16 protein-coding genes and 1 riboswitch are annotated in these 17625 nt (G+C 70.2%); of the genes, 7 read left to right on the top strand and 9 right to left on the bottom strand.

All coding sequences use genetic code 11. The features are described 5' to 3' along the window. Positions 1-77 precede the first annotated feature (77 nt). Entirely contained in the window at positions 78-1496 is a 1419-nt protein-coding gene (locus GT755_RS32850; protein ID WP_285589898.1) for an MFS transporter, read from the top strand. On the opposite strand, the gene GT755_RS32845 is transcribed toward GT755_RS32850, so the two are convergent. Both GT755_RS32845 and GT755_RS32840 read right to left on the bottom strand, forming a co-directional pair. Beyond that, positions 1493-1894, bottom strand: coding sequence for a cold-shock protein (locus GT755_RS32845; protein ID WP_030452159.1), 402 nt, complete (start codon positions 1892-1894; stop codon positions 1493-1495). The genes GT755_RS32850 and GT755_RS32845 overlap by 4 nt on opposite strands. 90 nt (positions 1895-1984) lie before the next feature. Then, entirely contained in the window at positions 1985-2599 is a 615-nt protein-coding gene (locus GT755_RS32840; RefSeq protein WP_161483712.1) for an HAD family hydrolase, read from the bottom strand. A gap of 100 nt (positions 2600-2699) precedes the next feature. Between GT755_RS32840 and GT755_RS32835 the strand changes: the two genes are divergently transcribed. Continuing rightward, positions 2700-3377, top strand: a complete 678-nt coding sequence (locus GT755_RS32835; protein ID WP_161483471.1) for a TetR/AcrR family transcriptional regulator — start codon at positions 2700-2702, stop codon at positions 3375-3377. On the opposite strand, the gene GT755_RS32830 is transcribed toward GT755_RS32835, so the two are convergent. Next, positions 3261-4169 (bottom strand): hypothetical protein, encoded by a 909-nt coding sequence (locus GT755_RS32830; RefSeq protein ID WP_161483470.1) that lies wholly within the window; start codon positions 4167-4169, stop codon positions 3261-3263. The two genes, GT755_RS32835 and GT755_RS32830, sit on opposite strands and share 117 nt — an antisense overlap. A gap of 53 nt (positions 4170-4222) precedes the next feature. Between GT755_RS32830 and GT755_RS32825 the strand changes: the two genes are divergently transcribed. Both GT755_RS32825 and GT755_RS32820 read left to right on the top strand, forming a co-directional pair. Continuing rightward, complete coding sequence (locus GT755_RS32825) at positions 4223-6481, top strand: helicase-associated domain-containing protein (protein ID WP_161483469.1); 2259 nt, start codon at positions 4223-4225, stop codon at positions 6479-6481. A 16-nt stretch (positions 6482-6497) separates the two neighbouring features. Next, a complete protein-coding gene (locus GT755_RS32820) occupies positions 6498-8138 on the top strand; it encodes a DNA repair helicase XPB (RefSeq protein ID WP_161483468.1) in 1641 nt (546 codons plus the stop codon). A gap of 242 nt (positions 8139-8380) precedes the next feature. On the opposite strand, the gene GT755_RS32815 is transcribed toward GT755_RS32820, so the two are convergent. Next, complete coding sequence (locus GT755_RS32815; protein ID WP_062346243.1) at positions 8381-8692, bottom strand: hypothetical protein; 312 nt, start codon at positions 8690-8692, stop codon at positions 8381-8383. Positions 8693-8816: 124 nt separating this feature from the next. On the opposite strand from GT755_RS32815, the gene GT755_RS32810 reads away from it, so the two are divergent. Together GT755_RS32810 and GT755_RS32805 are read left to right on the top strand one after the other, a co-directional pair. Further along, complete coding sequence (locus GT755_RS32810) at positions 8817-10808, top strand: HelD family protein (protein ID WP_161483467.1); 1992 nt, start codon at positions 8817-8819, stop codon at positions 10806-10808. Continuing rightward, entirely contained in the window at positions 10805-11224 is a 420-nt protein-coding gene (locus GT755_RS32805; protein ID WP_161483466.1) for a GNAT family N-acetyltransferase, read from the top strand. The genes GT755_RS32810 and GT755_RS32805 overlap by 4 nt, the downstream gene beginning before the upstream one ends. Positions 11225-11280: 56 nt before the next feature. Here GT755_RS32805 and groL read toward each other — a convergent pair whose 3' ends face one another. The 5 genes from groL to GT755_RS32780 all read right to left on the bottom strand — a co-directional run bounded on the left by groL (position 11281) and on the right by GT755_RS32780 (position 16096). Continuing rightward, a complete protein-coding gene (groL, locus tag GT755_RS32800) occupies positions 11281-12912 on the bottom strand; it encodes a chaperonin GroEL (protein ID WP_030452167.1) in 1632 nt (543 codons plus the stop codon). Positions 12913-13251: 339 nt separating this feature from the next. Further along, a complete protein-coding gene (locus tag GT755_RS32795; protein ID WP_030452168.1) occupies positions 13252-13452 on the bottom strand; it encodes a cold-shock protein in 201 nt (66 codons plus the stop codon). Positions 13453-13776: 324 nt separating this feature from the next. Then, positions 13777-14052 carry a MoaD/ThiS family protein gene (locus GT755_RS32790; RefSeq protein ID WP_161483465.1) on the bottom strand — a complete coding sequence of 92 codons (276 nt, stop codon included), beginning with the start codon at positions 14050-14052 and terminating at the stop codon, positions 13777-13779. 28 nt (positions 14053-14080) lie between these two features. Continuing rightward, entirely contained in the window at positions 14081-15325 is a 1245-nt protein-coding gene (gene thrC, locus GT755_RS32785; protein WP_235967946.1) for a threonine synthase, read from the bottom strand. A 14-nt stretch (positions 15326-15339) separates the two neighbouring features. Then, positions 15340-15478, bottom strand: a riboswitch (SAM riboswitch). Positions 15479-15535: 57 nt separating this feature from the next. Further along, positions 15536-16096, bottom strand: coding sequence for an RNA polymerase sigma factor (locus GT755_RS32780; RefSeq protein ID WP_030452171.1), 561 nt, complete (start codon positions 16094-16096; stop codon positions 15536-15538). 96 nt (positions 16097-16192) lie between these two features. On the opposite strand from GT755_RS32780, the gene GT755_RS32775 reads away from it, so the two are divergent. Beyond that, a complete protein-coding gene (locus GT755_RS32775; protein WP_161483463.1) occupies positions 16193-17617 on the top strand; it encodes an alpha,alpha-trehalose-phosphate synthase (UDP-forming) in 1425 nt (474 codons plus the stop codon). The last annotated feature ends 8 nt before the right edge of the window (positions 17618-17625 follow it).

Below are 17625 nucleotides of genomic sequence, written 5' to 3'. Positions count from 1 at the left end.
TTTCACCCTCCTCCAGAGCGGACAGCACCCAAGTGCGTCGGTAAGACTGGAAATTCGACACGAGAGGAGCGGATGGGGTGGCGGGTGCCTGGGGCAAGGTCCGTGACGCGGGCCGCGCGATCATGTCCGCGACCGCACGAACGGGCCGGTCGATCGGCCGCGGCGCCGCCGGTGTCGGGCGGGCCAGCCGTCGGCTGACCCACGCGAAGGGCGCCGACCGCACCGGTCTCGGCCGCCTCATCGAGGTCACCGCGGTGCACAGCGCGGGCGACGCGTTCATCACGGTCTCACTGGCCGGGGCGCTGTTCTTCGGCATGCCCGTCGGTCAGGCGCGCGGCCAGGTGGCCCTCTATCTGCTGGTGACGATGGTGCCTTTCACCGTCGTCGCCCCCTTCGTCGGCCCGGTGCTCGACCGTTTCCGGTCGGGCCGCCGCTACGTCATCGCGGGAACCCTGTTCGCGCGCGGCCTGCTCTGCTGGGGCATGGCCTCCAGCGTCGTCTACGGCGACACGCTGTCGCTCTTCCCGGCGGCCCTGGCGGTGCTGGTGTTGTCGAAGGCCTACAACGTGTCCCGGGCGGCGATCATGCCGAGCGTGTTGCCGGCCGACATAGGGCTGGTCACCGCCAACGCCCGGGTCGCCCTGTTCGCGCTGGTCGCCGCAGGCGGCGCGGCCGGTCTGGGGGCCGGCCTGGTGGCCTGGCTGGGCGCCGAATGGGTGCTGCGGATCGCGATGGTGCTCTTCCTGGTGGCGGGGGTGGTGGCGATAAGGCTGCCGCGCCACGTCGACTCCCCCGACGAGGAGGAGACGGCGAAGCCGCCGGGCGTGCGCGCCCTGCTGAACGTCGGGCCGATCGTGGCCGAATCGATGCGGGCCAACGCGGCGATCCGCATCCAGGCCGGGTTCCTGGTCTTCTTCCTGCTGTTCCTCGTCCAGGACGAGCACCTGCCGGGCCTGGCCCCGGAGATCACGCTCGGCCTGCTCGCCGCGGCCGCCGGGGGCGGCGGCCTGTTCGGCGCGGCCGTGGCGTCGTGGGTGAAGTCCTACTCGCCGCAGCTCATCGTGTTGTCGACGCTGGCGCTGACGACGATCACCACGGTCGTGACGGCCTTCTTCTTCAGTCTGTGGACGGCCGTCGCGGTCGCCCTCATCGGCGCGTTCGCGCAGGGCCTGGGCAAGCTGGCGCTCGACGCGATCGTCCAGCGGGAGATCGGCGAGGAGGTCAGGTCGTCGACCTTCGGGGTGGTCGAGGCGCTGCTCCAGATCGCCTGGGTGTTCGGCGGCCTGATCGGCCTGACGTTGTCGCTCTTCGCCCAGGGCACGGCCGGGCTGGCGGTGATGGCGACCCTGCTGGCGGTCTCGCTGGTCTGGCTGCTGGTCATGCGCCGTCAGCGGAAGGTCATGAGCGCGTCGACCGCGGTCACGGTGCCATTGCGGCCGGTGGCTCAGCCACCGGCCGCGACGGGGGACACGAAACCGCTGACAAATCCCTTTTAGGCGTCAATGTCGTCGGCAATTGCGCGAATCACGGTCGCGACCTTCTTCGCGTGGGCGGGTTCGGGGAGTTTGCCCTTCTGGTAGGACGAGGTCGACAGTTCGTCGAGCAACTTGATCAGGTCTTCGACGATGACGACCATTTCGTCGGGCTTTTTGCGCTTCCCCTTCGGCCGCGGCGCCTTCGCCAGGGTCGGAGGCTGCTCCAGCACCCTGACCGACAGCGCCTGCTGGCCGCGCCGCCCCTCGGCGACCCCGAACTCGACTTTCTGGCCGGGCTTGAGGGCTTCCACGCCTTTGGGCAGCGCGGATGAATGCACGAAGACCTCACCGCCGTCGTCACGGGTGAGGAAACCGAAACCCTTGGTTTCGTCGTACCACTTGACCTTGCCGCTGGGCACAGGAGTGACCTCGTTCAAACTGTCGTGGAAGGGAATGGATGTAGGTTATGCCCACTAGGGCTCCGGGGTGACCGCCGAAAGCCCGTCAAATTACGCGGGAATCGACGCCCGGACGGTGTACCAGGAGACGAACTCGGCGAGGTCGGCGACGACCACGTCGGCGCCCCGCTCGGCCAGTTGCGCGGGGGTGCAGCCGCCCGTCGCGACGGCCACGCTGATCGCCCCGCCGGCGCGGGCCGCCTCGACGTCGGCCACGTGGTCGCCCACGTAGACCGCCGCCCCGAAGGCGGCGATGGCGGCGCCCTTGTCGACGCCGAAGACCGACCCGGCGATCTCGTCGACGTCGAGCCCGAGGGCGTCGACCGTGCGCCGGGCGTCGAGCGCGTTCTTCCCGGTGACCACGATGATCCGGCCCCCGGCGGCGCGCACGGCCGCGAGCGCCTCGTGGGCGCCGGGCATGGCGACGGTGGCGGGCAGCGCGATGCCCGGGTAGAGGGAGCGGTAGAGCGCCACCGCGGCCGGGATCTCGTCGGCCGGCAGCCACTGGGCCAGCTCGTCTTCCAGCGGCCAGCCGATGCGCGACACCGCGACATCGATGTCGATGGGGGTGCTGAGCGACGGCACCAGCGCCTCGTAGACGGCCGCGATCGCCGCGCGTGTGTCGGCGAGCGTCAGGTCGAGGTCGAAACCGACGTTGATCCCCATGCTGTGCACGGATCAAGGATGCCAAAGCGCGCGATCCGCCGCGAAGTGGATCTTCCTTTTATAGCTGGGCGGTCTACGCTGTCCCTCGCGGGAGGTACAGATGAGCACACGGGGTCGCATCATCGAGGAGGCGCTACGGCTGTTCGCCGAGCGCGGCTACAACGCGACCTCGGTGGCCGAGATCGAGGCCGCCGCCGGCCTGTCCCCCGGCGCGGGCGGCCTCTACCGGCACTTCAAGTCCAAGTACGAGGTCCTCGCCGCCGCCGTCGCCGACCGGGCGTCCCGGAACGAGATAACACTCGACGTCGCCCAGACCGAGCCGATCGAGATCCGGCTGGCCGCGATGTGCCGCGCGGGGCTCGGCAAGATGGACGAGGAGCGCATGCTCGCGCAGGTCTTCTTCCGCGACCTGTCGCAGTTCCCCGACCTGGTCGCCGAGGTCACCGCGGGCCTGCTGCAGCCCATGTTCGACGCGCTCACCGAGTGGTTCGCCTGCCAGCCCGAATACCTCGACGCCCAGGTCGACTGGGCCGGGGTCGGCTCGGTGCTGGGCGGCTCGATCATCAACTACCGGCTGATCGAGTACACCACCGGAGAGGCCCCCGGCCGGGTGGCCACCGACCGGTTCGTGTCGGCGTGGATCAGGCTGGCGCTCGGCCTGCTACCGCCGGGCGTGTGTGGAGACGGGTGGGTCGAAGAGCCGGTAGAGCAGCCACGTGAGCCCGGCGGCGGTGCCGATGATGAACGCGATGCCGGCGACCTCGTTGAAGCGCGCTAGCAGCCCCGCGACGGACGTCCGCTCGGGCCCGGTCAGCGCGAGGATCCCCCCGCCGAAGATCCAGGCCAGCGCGGGCGCGCCCAGCCCGGCCAGCCGGTCGGGCATGTTCCACCCCTGACACGACAACGTGACGACCGCCCCCACGGCCCACACGATCCCCGGCACCGGGAAGATCACCACCGCCGGGAACCGGATCGGCACCAGCAACGCGGCCAGCGCGAGCAGCGCCAGCGCCGCGATCTCCCGTGGATGCCCGTGGAAGATCGACCACGCGTCGGGCGTCGGCCTCCGTTTCCACCGCGGCACCAACCGTCCACCTTGAGCTCCCGCTCTCCAGACGCGGCGCGTGGAACTGATCACGATCGGTTGCGGCAACGCCGACCGAGGCGGCCCAGACCGCGAAGGGCCCGGGGAGCCTGATCGTGGTTGCCCTCCGCCCGGCCGGCCTGAACGCGACAGGCCCGAACCCGGCCGACCCGGGCGAAGGCCGGGGCCCGGTGGGAACGTTCGGCGCAGGGCGCTCATCGGGCGGGTCTGCTGGGCCGGGGGTTCCACGGGGGGTTCGCCGCGTAAGCGGCGGACCTCGCGTTCGACCATGTCCTCCGGGCTGCCGAAACGGGCCAGGAGGCGGGCGACCGATTTGGGGTTCTCGTCGCCTTTGCGCTCCTGGTCGACCCGTTCGCGTACCCGCCGGACGTAATCGAGGCGTTCCTCGGGGCGCATCCGGCCGTGGGCGGCGTCGGCCACCCGGCTCACGAATTCCAGCACGAGCTGGTCGGCTCGCTCGATCACTCCGTCATAGTGCCCCAGCGGGGCAGTCCATGCATGCTCCTACGATGGAAAGGATGAGCGAGGGGTTCACGGAGTGGCTGCGCAGCCGGAGCGACGAGCAACTGCGCCTCCTCGCCATGTCCCGGCCTGAGCTGATCACCCCGGTTCCGGCGAATGTGCCGGGTTTGGCGGCAAGAGCCGCGACCCCGTCGGCGATCGGCCGGGCCCTCGACCGGCTCGACGGCTTCACCCTCGCGGTGGCCGAGACCCTGGTCGTCTTCCCGCCCGGTGAGTTGTCGGCGGCGATCCACCGCGCCACCGGGAACGCGCCCGGCACCGACGAGGCGATCGGCCGGGCGCTGACCACGCTGACCGAGATGGCCCTGGTCGACGGCGAGCACCGGCTCGCCCCGGGCGTGCAGGAGGCGCTCGACCCGCCCGCCGGGCTCGGCCAGCCGGCGGCCCGGGTGTTCCGCCACGACGAGCGCGCGATCACGCTGGCCGATCCCCGTGCCGTCCGCGAACTGATCGCGCAGGTCGGGCCGCAGGCCCGGGCGGCGCTCGACGAACTGGCCTGGGGGCCGCCGTCGGGGCGGGTGCCCAACGCCCGGCGCGAGGTGTCGGTCGAGACCGCCCAGTCGCCCATCGAGCAGTTGCTGGCCCGGGGCCTGTTGGGCGCGATCGGCGACGAGACCGTGACGCTGCCGCGCGAGGTCGGGCTGGTGCTCCGCGACGACCGGCTCCACCGCGATCTGTCGCCGGTCCCGCCGCCGCTGGAGGGCGCCACCAGGCGCGCCGAGCTCGCCTCGCGCACCGCCGCCGGCCAGGCCTTCAGTTTCGTGCGGTCGGTCGAGGAGCTCTGCGAGATCTGGGGCGTCGACCCGCCGGGGGTGCTGCGCACGGGCGGCCTGGCGATCCGCGACCTGCGGCGCGCGGCCCAGCAGCTCGACGTGCCCGAATGGACGGCCGCCCTGGTCATCGAGGTCGCCCACGCCGCCGGGCTGATCGCGGCCGGCGGCCCGGCCGACGCCGAGTGGCTGCCGACGCTCGCCTACGACCTGTGGCGGGCCCGCCAGACCGAAGACCGCTGGGAGGCCGTCGCGCGGGCCTGGCTGACCCTCGAACGGGTGCCGGGCCTGGCGGGCGCCCGCGACGACCGCGACCGACTGCTCAACGTGCTCCACCCCGACCTGCGCCGGGGGGCCGCGGCCGAGATCCGCCGCCGAGTCCTGACGGTCGTGGCCGCGACCGAGCTCGCGCCGTCGCAGGAGTCGGTGCTGGCCCGGCTGACCTGGGAACGCCCTCGCCGCAGAGGCGCCCACCTGGCCCGGCTGACCGAGTTCGTGCTGCGTGAGGCCGAGGTCATGGGCCTGACCGGGCTCGGGGTCATGTCGCCCCACGGCAGGGCGGTCCTCACCGGCGTCAAGGCGGCCGACCTGCTCGCGCCGCTGCTGCCCGAACCGGTCGACCACGTGGTGCTCCAGGCCGACCTGACCGCCGTCGCCCCCGGCCCGCTGACCGGCGAGCTCGACCGGTGGCTGGGGCTGGCGGCCGACGTCGAGTCGAAGGGCGGCGCGACCGTCTACCGGTTCGCCGAGGGCTCGATCCGGCGGGTGCTCGATGCCGGGCAGAGCGCCGAGGAGATCCTGGCGATGCTGGCCCGCCACTCGACCACGCCGGTGCCGCAGCCACTGGCCTACCTGGTGACCGACGTGGCCCGGCGGCACGGCCGGCTACGGGTCGGGTCGGCGTCGTCCTATCTGCGCTGCGACGACCCGGCGGTGGTCGACGAACTGCTGGCCGACCGGCGGGCCGGGGTGCTCCGGATGCGGCGGCTGGCGCCGACCGTGCTGGTGTCCAAGGCGTCGCGGGCGACCCTGCTCGACTCGCTGCGCTCGATGGGCTACGCCCCGGTGGCCGAGTCGCTCGAAGGCGACGTGCTGATCACCCGGGCCGACGCGCGGCGTACCGAGGCGCAGCCGGTCCGGCAGGTCAACGGGCTGCTCGCGCCCGAGGCCGAGGTGGTGACGGCGGCGATCCGGGCCCTGCGGGCCGGTGACCACGCGCTGTTGTCACGGCCGGTCCCGGTGGGTGAGCCGGGCGGCGCGGTCCCCCGCACCCCGGCGACGGCGACGATCTCGGCGCTCCAGGAGGCCATCAAGCAGGGCTCCCGGGTTTGGATCGGTTACCTAGACTCACAAGGTCAGGCCACGAGCCGGATCCTCGAACCCGCGAGGATAGAGGGTGGCTACCTGACGGCGTACGACGAGACGAGGGCGGCCATCCACCGCTTCGTACTCCACCGGATCACCGGCGTCGCCGACGTCAACTGATTAGGGGGCTCCACCCGTGAACGACGGGCCGCTCATCGTCCAGTCCGACAAGACCCTGCTGCTGGAAGTCGACCACGAGCGCGCCGACGAGTGCCGACGGGCCATCGCGCCGTTCGCCGAGCTCGAGCGCGCGCCCGAGCACGTCCACACCTACCGCGTCACCCCGCTCGCCCTCTGGAACGCGCGGGCCGCCGGGCACGACGCCGAACAGGTGATCGACGCCCTCATCGGGTTCAGCCGCTACCCCGTCCCCCACGCGCTGCTGGTCGACGTCGCCGAGACGATGGCCCGCTACGGGCGGCTGCGCCTGGAGAAGCACCCCGTCCACGGGCTCATGCTGACCAGCAACGACCGGGCGGTGCTCGAAGAGGTGCTGCGCGCCAAGAAGGTGCAGCCGATGGTCGGCGAGCGGCTCGACGGCGACTCGGTGGCCGTCCACCCGAGCGAGCGCGGCAACATCAAGCAACTCCTGCTGAAGCTCGGCTGGCCCGCCGAAGACCTGGCCGGCTACGTCGACGGCGAGGCCCACCCGATCGCCCTGACCGAAGAGGGCTGGACGCTGCGGCCCTACCAGAAGGAGGCCGCCGACGCGTTCTGGCACGGCGGCTCCGGCGTGGTCGTGCTGCCCTGCGGCGCGGGCAAGACGATCGTCGGCGCGGCGGCCATGGCCCACGCGCAGGCGACCACGCTGATCCTGGTCACGAACACGGTGAGCGTCCACCAGTGGAAGACCGAGCTGATCAAGCGCACCAGCCTCACCGAAGACGAGATCGGCGAGTACACCGGGACCAAGAAGGAGATCCGCCCGGTCACCATCGCGACCTACCAGGTGATGACGTCCAAGCGCGGCGGCGTCTACCGCCATCTGGAGCTGTTCGACGCGCGCGACTGGGGTCTGGTGGTGTACGACGAGGTCCACCTCCTGCCCGCCCCCATCTTCCGGATGACCGCCGACCTCCAGGCACGCCGCCGGGTGGGCCTGACGGCCACGCTGGTGCGCGAAGACGGCCGCGAGGGCGACGTGTTCTCCCTCATCGGCCCGAAGCGCTACGACGCGCCCTGGAAGGAGATGGAGAACCAGGGCTACATCGCCCCGGCCGACTGCGTCGAGGTGCGGGTGACGCTGCGCGACGACGAGCGGCTCGCCTACGCGATGGCCGACACCGACGAGCGCTACCGGTTCGCCGCCACCACGCCGTCGAAGCTGCGGGTCACCGAGGCGCTGGTGAAGAAGCACGCCGGGGAGCAGATCCTGGTCATCGGCCAGTACATCGACCAGCTCGACGAACTCGGCGAGCACCTGAACGCGCCGGTCATCAAGGGCGAGACCAAGGTGAAGGAGCGCGAGCGGCTGTTCCAGGCCTTCCGCGACAAGGAGCTGCAGGTCCTCGTCGTGTCGAAGGTGGCGAACTTCTCCATCGACCTGCCGGAGGCGGCGGTCGCCATCCAGGTGTCGGGCACGTTCGGGTCGCGCCAGGAGGAGGCGCAGCGCCTCGGCCGGGTGTTGCGTCCGAAGGCCGACGGCGGGGGCGCCCGGTTCTACTCCATCGTCAGCCGCGACACCGTCGACCAGGACTTCGCCGCCCACCGGCAGCGTTTCCTGGCCGAACAGGGCTACGCCTACCAGATCATCGACGCCGACGACGTGTTGGCGTAAACAAAAGACCCGGCGGGCAACTCCCGCCGGGTCCACTTAGAAAACATACTTAAGTCCACGAAATTCCGTCGGCCCGAGACAACCGCATCACCCCCTCGTGCCTTGGCCCCCACAGCCAAAGATGGCATCAACGCCCAGGTTCGGGCATACCCCCATTGTCCTGGGCAATCACCTGATTTGCCGCGCTTTTCTAGGGCTTTTCCCATACCGATTGATTAAGACTTCGGAGGGTATTCGCGAGATTACTGCGCGACCAGACCTCCGACGAATAGTACGCCTTCCGCGCCCATCCATGCGGCGATTGCGTACACGAGAAGACGGGCGCGCCATGTCAGCCACGCGCCGATCGTGAGCGCCGTCGCGACGACCGCGAACAACGAGGAGACGGCCGTCACGAGGGCCATGCGGCCGCCGCAGTCGTCGGCCGGTTCGCCGCTGGCGCAGAACGCCTCCAGCCCCCAGCCCGCGTACACGGAAAGACCCCAGAGCGCCGCGAGCAGCACCATGACGGCGGCGGGCAGCGCGGGCGGGAGCGGGATCGGGCCACGGAACACCTCTGCTGCCCTACCCAGCCACGACGCGAGTCAGTCGGCCCATAAACCTTTTGGCCTGGCCCGGAGGGCCGACTAAGCTGGCCGGTTCGCCCACCCGAACCACTCCGGCAGGAGGCACTCCGTCATGCCCCAGCACACCCTCGCCCCCGACATACCCCCGGCCGACGACCTCGCGGACGAACGGCGGCACCTCGACGAGTCGCGGGCGGCCCTGCGCGCCATGCGGGAGCACGCGCAGTCGTTGTCGTCGGACATGGCCGGAGACTGGGTCTCCCAGCAGGTGCTCCAGGGTCTGCTCGACCAGCGCGTCGCGGCCCTCGCCGACCATCCCGACACCCCGCTGTTCTTCGGCCGCCTCGACCGCACCGGCGCCGACGACCTCCCGCCGGTGCTGTACGTCGGCCGCCGGCACGTCCACGACGGCGGCGGCCGGGCGCTCGTCATCGACTGGCGCGCGCCCGTCTCGCGGGCGTTCTACCAGGCCAGCCCGGCCGAGCCGATGGGCGTCGACCGGCGCCGCCGGTTCGGCTACCAGGGCGGCGACCTCACCGCGTTCGAAGACGAGGACCTGGCCCACGGCGGCGACCTCGGCCCCTCGCGCATCCTGACCGACGAGATCGAGCGCCCGCGCACCGGCCCGATGCGCGACATCGTCGCGACGATCCAGCCCGACCAGGACGAGATCGTGCGCGCCGACCTCGGCGTGACCGTGTGCGTGCAGGGGGCGCCGGGCACGGGGAAGACGGCGGTGGGTCTGCACCGCGCGGCTTATCTGCTGTTCACCCATCGCGAGAAATTGTCTCGCGCCGGTGTCATGATCGTGGGCCCTAACCGCGCGTTCCTCTCCTACATCTCCTCGGTGCTGCCCGCGCTCGGCGAGGTGAAGGTCGACCAGACGACCGTGGCGGGCATCCTGGGCGACCACGCCCACCCCGAGGAGCCGGCGGTGTCGGCGGTCAAGGGCGACGCGCGGATGGCCCGGGTGCTGAAGCGCGCGTTGTGGCTCCACGTGGTGAAGCCGGTCGAGGGGGTGCTGGTCACCAAGGGGGCCAACCGCTACCGCGTGGCCGACTACGAGGTGCGCGAGATCGTGGCGTCGTTGCGGGGCACCGTCCGCTACAACCCCGGGCGGGCGACGCTGGCGCAACGGCTGGCCCACCAGGTGCTCGTCCAGATGGAACGGCGCGGGGAGTCCCCCGACGACCGGGTGCAGGACGCGGTGGCGCGCTCGAAGCCGGTCAAGGCCGTCGTCGACCAGGTCTGGCCGAAGCTCGTGCCGGAGCAGGTGCTCTTCCGGCTGCTGTCCGACCCCGAGTTCCTGGCCAGGGCGGCCAAGGACGACCTGACGCCCGAGGAGCAGCAGGCGCTTCTCTGGACGAAGCCCTACAAGTCCCACAGGAGCACGAAGTGGAGCGGCGCCGACGGAGCGCTGCTCGACGAGCTGGCCGACCTGATGGACCGCACCCCCTCCCACGGCCACCTCGTGGTCGACGAGGCGCAGGACCTGTCGGAGATGCAGCTGCGCGCGCTCGGCCGCCGCTGCCGGACCGGTTCTGCGACCATCCTGGGCGACCTCGCGCAGGGCACCACACCGTGGTCGGCGCGCTCGTGGCACGCCGTGCTGAAGCATCTCGGCTTCGCCGAGGGTCTGGTGACGGAGCTGACCCTCGGTTTCCGCGTGCCGCGCGAGGTGCTCGACTACGCCGCCCGCCTGCTCCCCGGCATCGCCCCCGAACTGGCCGCGCCGCGCTCGCTGCGCCCCGGTGCGGGATCCCTGAGGCTGGTGGAGACCTCCGATGTCATCGGAGCCGTGAGAGACGCCGTGAGCGGCGCGGGTGAGGGTTCGGTGGGCGTCATCGTCCGCGACGCCGACGCGGCGAGCTTCGCGACCGCCCTCGGCGCCCCGGTCCTGGGCCCCGACGGCGACGGGTCGAGGGTGCTCGTCGTCCCGGCGGGCCTGGCCAAGGGTCTGGAGTACGACCACGTCGTGGTGGCCGAACCGGCCGACATCGTCGACGCCGAACCGAGGGGCATGGCCCGCCTCTACGTCGTCCTGACCCGAGCGGTCACCACCCTGACCGTGGTGCACGCCAAGCCGCTCCCGGAGGCCCTGTGACCCCCGCTGTGATCCGCACGGCCACGCTCGCCGACGTCGAGGCGATCCTGACGTTCTGGGTGACCAGCGCCGAGGGCACCGACCGGCGCGACGACCCCGCGAAGGTGGTCGCGCTCATCGAGCGCGACCCCGAGGCCCTGCTCGTGTACGAACTCGACGGCGCCGTCGCCGGCACGGTCATCGCCGGCTGGGACGGCTGGCGCGCCCACCTCTACCGGCTCGCGGTCGCGCCCGAGCACCGCCGCAAGGGTGTCGCCCGGCAGCTCATCGCCGCCGCCGAGGAGCGCTTCAAGGCGTTCGGCGCCTTCCGCGTCGACGCGATGGTCCTGCACGACAACACCGACGCCCACCCCGCCTGGGCGGCGACCGGATACGTCATGCAGGAACAGTGGGGCCGCTGGGTGAAGCACTTCTGAAACAGAAGAAGGCGGCCCCTCAACGGGGACCGCCTCATCTGTTTAGCGGGATGGACTTAGAAGTCCATGTCCCCGCCGCCGGGCATGCCGCCGCCCGCGGGAGCCGGGTTCTTCTCCGGCTTCTCGGCGATGACGGCCTCGGTGGTGAGGAACAGGGCCGCGATCGAAGCGGCGTTCTGCAGCGCGGAGCGCGTCACCTTCGCCGGGTCGATGATGCCCGAGTCGAACATGTTGACGTACTCGCCGGTCGCGGCGTTGAGGCCCTCACCCGGGGTCAGGTTGCGGACCTTCTCCACCACGACGCCGCCCTCGAGGCCGGCGTTGACGGCGATCTGCTTCAGGGGCTCCTCGAGCGCCTTCTTCACGATCGCGGCGCCGGTCGCCTCGTCGCCCGACAGCTCCAGCTTGTCGAACGCCTTGGCCGAGGCCTGCAGCAGGGCCACGCCACCGCCGGGGACGATGCCCTCTTCGACGGCCGCCTTCGCGTTGCGGACGGCGTCTTCGATGCGGTGCTTGCGCTCCTTGAGCTCGACCTCGGTGGCCGCGCCCGCCTTGATGACGGCGACGCCGCCGGCGAGCTTGGCGAGGCGCTCCTGGAGCTTCTCGCGGTCGTAGTCGGAGTCGGTGTTGTCGATCTCGGCGCGGATCTGGTTGACCCGGCCCGCGATCGCCTCGGCGTCACCGGCGCCGTCGACGATGGTGGTCTCGTCCTTGGTGACGACGACCTTGCGGGCGCGGCCGAGCTGGTCGAGCGTGGTCGACTCGAGCTTGAGGCCGATCTCCTCGGAGATGACCTGGCCGCCGGCCAGCGTGGCGATGTCGCCCAGCATGGCCTTGCGGCGGTCGCCGAAGCCGGGGGCCTTGACGGCCACCGAGCGGAACAGACCGCGGATCTTGTTCACGACCAGGGTCGCCAGGGCCTCGCCCTCGACGTCCTCGGCGATGATCAGGAGCGGCTTGCCGGCCTGCACGACCTTGTCGAGCAGCGGCAGCAGGTCCTTGTTGGCGGAGATCTTCGAGTTGACGACGAGGATGTAGGGGTCCTCCAGGACCGCCTCCATGCGCTCGGGGTCGGTCACGAAGTAACCCGAGTTGTAGCCCTTGTCGAAGCGCATACCTTCGGTGAGCTCGAGCTCGAGCCCGAAGGCGTTGCTCTCCTCGACGGTGATGACGCCTTCCTTGCCGACCTTGTCCATCGCCTCGGCGATGAGCTCGCCGATCTCGACGTCGCCGGCGGAGATCGAGGCGGTGGAGGCGATCTGCTCCTTGGTCTCGACGTCCTTCGCGAGCTTCGAAAGCTCCTCGCTGACACGCTCGACGGCGGCCTCGATGCCCTTCTTCAGGGACATCGGGTTGGCGCCGGCGGCGACGTTGCGCAGGCCCTCGCGCACCAGCGCCTGGGCGAGCACGGTGGCGGTGGTGGTGCCGTCACCCGCGACGTCGTCGGTCTTCTTCGCGACTTCCTTGACGAGCTCGGCCCCGATCTTCTCCCACGGGTCTTCGAGCTCGATCTCCTTGGCGATCGAGACACCGTCGTTGGTGATGGTGGGGGCGCCCCACTTCTTCTCCAGCACGACGTTGCGGCCCTTGGGGCCGAGGGTCACCTTGACGGCGTCGGCGAGCTGGTTCATGCCGCGCTCGAGACCGCGCCGGGCGTCCTCGTCAAACGCGATCATCTTGGCTGCCATAAGGCTGGACCTCCCAGTAGAGGGTGGCTTCGAAAAAGAGGGACCGAGCCGACGCCCGCGACGGCAAGGCCCGCACACCCTTGGCAGGCCCCATCGCCTCGATCCGTATTGGTTGGCACTCCCGGCCGGGGAGTGCCAACCAACTGTTTAGCACTCTACCCACGCGAGTGCAAGCCGGAGCACGAGAGGGGCAGGTCAGGCGACGTAGGGCAGCAGAAACCCGGCCCGCAGGCTGCGGGCCGGGTTCCAGGTCGCTGGGGTGGGTGGGGTTGGGGGTACAGCCGAACCCTTCTCAACCGCTCACGCGGGAGTGGCCGAAAAGGTTCGCGGTCGAGGGGATCAGACGGTCCGGACAGCCTCCGCCTGCGGGCCCTTCTGTCCCTGCGTGATGTCGAACTCCACACGCTGGCCCTGCTCGAGGGCCTTGTAGCCGTCCATCATGATTGCCGAGTAATGGACGAAAACGTCCTTACCACCGTCTACCGCGATGAAGCCGTAGCCCTTGTCCGCGTTAAACCATTTGACGGTGCCCTGCGCCACTTTCCGACTCCTCTTGCTGGGCCTGGCAACGGACCCGCCCATTCCACCGCTGGTCCGTGACCTTTCGCGCCGTTCTCCCCGGCTACGTCGATCGTTCTCGACCATACACATGGCAAGGCGTGGGACAACAGAGTCAATCGGCCCCTGACTCGTTGTCGTTCGCCCAAAGCATGACGGCTTCTTTTTCGGTTAGAGATTGGTTGGTTGAGAATTGCACCATATGCCATAGCACTCATTAAGCTTCGATAACGATAGAAGTGCAGGTAAACATAGAAACACCCACGCACTGTAGGAGTACGTGGGTGTGGGAAAGGCTGCGGAAGGTCACCCTCCGGCTACGGCCGGGATCACCGAAATCTGCACGCCGTCCGGGGTTGGAGTGTCCAAACCTTCGGAGAATCGGACGTCCTCTTCCCCGACGTACACGTTGACAAAACGCCGCACCTTGCCCGATTCGTCGAGGATCCTGGCGCCGATGCCGGGGTAGTCGGCGTCCAGTTTCTCGAACACCTCGCGCAGCGTCGCCCCTTCGCCGGCGACCTCGGAGGCACCTCCGGTGTAGGTCCGGAGAATCGTCGGAATCCGCACAGAAACACTCATTGTTGACTCTCCTTAACGAACCGTTAGTTCAGTTGGCGAAAGCGGTGCGGAAGGCGTCCAGAGACGGACGGATGACCGCCGTCGGGCGGGCCTCCGACTGGACGGCGTCGAGGGTCTTGAGCCCCTCACCCGTGTTGAGCACCACCGTGGTGGCGTCGGGGTCGATCACCCCGGCCTCCGTGAGCTTGCGCAGCACGCCGACCGTCACGCCGCCCGCGGTCTCGGCGAACACGCCCTCGGTGCGGGCCAGCAGGCGGATCGCGGCGACGATCTCGGGGTCGGTGACGTCCTCCACGGCGCCGCCCGTCCGCCGGGCGATGTCGAGCACGTAGGGCCCGTCGGCGGGGTTGCCGATGGCCAGCGACTTGGCGATCGTGTCGGGCTTCACGGGGCGGACGACGTCGTGCCCGGCCTTGTAGGCGGCCGACACCGGCGAGCACCCGGCGGCCTGCGCGCCGAAGATCTTGTAGGGTGTGTCCTCGACGAGGCCGAGCGCGATGAGCTCCTTGAAGCCCTTGTCGATCTTGGTGAGCTGGGAGCCCGAGGCGATCGGGATGATGATCTGGTCGGGGATGCGCCAGCCGAGTTGCTCGGCGATCTCGTACGCCAGGGTCTTGGAGCCCTCGGCGTAGTAGGGCCGCAGGTTCACGTTGACGAAGCCCCACTTCTCGCCCAGCGGGTCGCCGATGAGCTCGGAGCAGAAGCGGTTGACCTCGTCGTAGGAGCCCTCGATGCCGACGAGCCTGCCGCCGTACACGCTGGCGACGACGATCTTGGCCTCTTCGAGGTTCGACGGGATGAACACGCACGAGTCGAGCCCGGCCCGCGCGGCGGCGGCGCCGACGGCCCCGGCCAGGTTCCCGGTCGAGGAGCAGGAAAGCGTTGTGAACCCGAAGTTACGGGCCGCCTCAACGGCGATCGACACCACGCGGTCCTTGAACGAGTGGGTCGGGTTGCCCGAGTCGTCCTTCACGTAGAGGTCGCGCAGCCCGAGTTCGGCGCCGAGGTTCCCGGCGCGGTGGAGCTTGGTCCAGCCGGGCTGGAGGTTGGGCTTGTCGGCGACGTTCGCCGGCACGGGCAGCAGCGCCCGGTAACGCCAGATGTTGGCCGGACCGGCGGCGATGTCCTCGCGGCTGACGGTCCCGAAGTCGTACGCCACCTCAAGTGGCCCGAAACAGTCCTGACAGGCGAAGATCGGGCCGAGGTCGTAACGGGCGCCACACTCGCGGCAGGAGAGGGCGACGGCGGGTCCGAAGTCGTGGTTGAGCGCCATGAAGCGAGGCCTTTCCCTCATCTTCGCCTGCGACCGCCTTGATCACAGGCCGGAATTGGCACCTGTTCCGACCGGCCTCGCCACGTAGCGAGTTGAGTCGGAAGGGTTGCCGGGGCTTCGCAGGGCCGGTCCCTCCACCCCTCTGGATGAGCAAATATTCAGTTGTCCTGAAAACTGTACCCTGGGCTCCTCAGAGTCCGAATCGGTGTCTCATCTTCCGAGATATCCGTCGCCGAGCGAGGCCTGGATGTGCTTCCTGGCCTGGTGGATGCGGCTCTTGGCGGTGCCGAGCGGGATGCCGAGCTGGGCGGCGATGTCGGAGTAGTCGAGCTGCACGATGTCGCAGAGCACCAGCGCGCGGGCCAGGTCGGGCTTCTCGGCCTCCAGCGCCTCGATGGCGTCGAGCAGGTCGAGCCGGGCGCCGGCGATCACGCTGACCCGGTGGGGGTCGGGCCGCTGCTCGGCCAGTTCGTCGCTCGACTGCTCGGCCGCGCGCCGCTTGAGCGTGCGGTAGGTGGTGCGGGCGCAATTGGCGGTCACGATGTGGAGCCAGGTGGAGAACCGGGAGCGCCCCTCGAAGCGGCCGATGTTGCGGGCCACGGCGAGCAGGGTGTCCTGACAGGCCTCTTCGGCGTCCTGGCGGTAGGGAAGCAGGCGTTCGCAGTGGCGCAGCACGTCGGGTTCGACGCGGCGCAGCAGTTCACCGAGGGCGACGTGGTCGCCGGTGGCGGCGGTGCGGGCCAGTTCCTCGGTGGTCTCGTCAAGCGGCATTGACTGCCCCGATTCTTCGGCGGCCGGGGGTTTCCTGACATCCTATTGCCGACGACATCTTTTCTTAGTCCTCCGGCCATCTGGGGTGTGCCCACCGTGAGTTCAACGCTGATCGCCTCCAACCGCGGGCCCGTCTCGTTCATCCTCTCGGATGACGGCGCGCTGACGATGCGGAGAGGCGGCGGCGGGCTGGTGTCCGGATTGTCAGAGGTCGCCCGGGGCGACGACCATCTGTGGGTCTGCGCCGCGCTCACCGACGGCGACCGCAGCGCGGTCCGGCTCGCCCCCGAGGGCCGCATCGACCGCGCCGGTTACGACACCGGTCCGGTACGCATGCTCGACATCCCCCCGGCCGTCTTCCACCGGGCCTACAACGCGGTCGCCAACTCCACCCTGTGGTTCGTGGGCCACCTGCTCTACAACACCCCGTTCGCGCCCACCTTCGACACCCGGTTCCACCGCGAGTGGGAGTCCTACCGCGAGTACAACGGCGCGTTCGCGCTGGCCCTGGCCGAAGAGGCGGCCCACGGCGCGAAGGTGATGATCCAGGACTACCACCTGACGCTGGCCCCGGCGATGCTCCGCGTCGACCGGCCCGACCTGCGGGTGGCCCACTTCTCCCACACGCCGTGGGCGCCGCCCGAGTACTTCTCGCTGCTGCCCGACGGCATCGCGGCCGAGATCCTCCAGGGCGTCCTGGGCGCCGACCACGCCGGGTTCCTCACCGAGCGGTGGGCGGCGGCGTTCATGGACTGCTGCGAGGCGGTGCTCGACGCCCGGGTCGACCGGGCCGCCAAGACGGTGGAGTTCGAGGGCCGCCTCACCCGGATCGGGGTGCACGCCCTGGGCGTCGACGGCGACGCGCTGGTGGCCCGCGCCTTCGAGCCCGACGTCGAGTCGCACATGCTGGCGATAAAGGAGCAGGTGGGCGACCGGCGGCTGATCGTGCGCATCGACCGCACCGAGTTGTCCAAGAACATCGTCCGCGGCATGCTCGCCTACCGCGAGTTCCTGGCCGAGCATCCCGAGTGGCACGGCAAGGTCGTCCACCTTGCCTTCGCCTATCCCTCGCGCCACGACCTGCCCGAATACCGCGAGTACACCGCGGCCGTGCAGCGCTGCGCCAAGGAGATCGAAGACGAGTACGCCACCGACGACTGGGATCCCCTGATCCTCAACATGCAGGACGACTATCCGCGCTCGCTGGCCGCCTACCGCATGGCCGACGTGCTGCTGGTGAACCCGATCCGCGACGGCATGAACCTGGTCGCCAAAGAGGGCCCGATCCTGTCGCCGCGCTGCGTGCTGGTGCTCTCGCGCGAGGCGGGCGCGGCGGCCGAACTCGGCGCCGACTCTCTGCTGGTCAACCCCTACGACGTCTCGGGCACCGCCGCCGCCCTGCACGAAGGCCTGGTCATGCCCGACAAGGAACGGGTCGAACGCTGCACGCGCCTGCGCCGGGCGGCCACCGCGCTGCCTCCGGAGCGCTGGTTCGCCGACCAGTTGGCCGCCCTCACGTGACGTTGTAC

This window comes from Herbidospora solisilvae (assembly GCF_009901565.1).
Lineage (GTDB): Bacteria > Actinomycetota > Actinomycetes > Streptosporangiales > Streptosporangiaceae > Herbidospora > Herbidospora solisilvae.
This window is presented reverse-complemented; position numbering and strand designations above follow the sequence as displayed.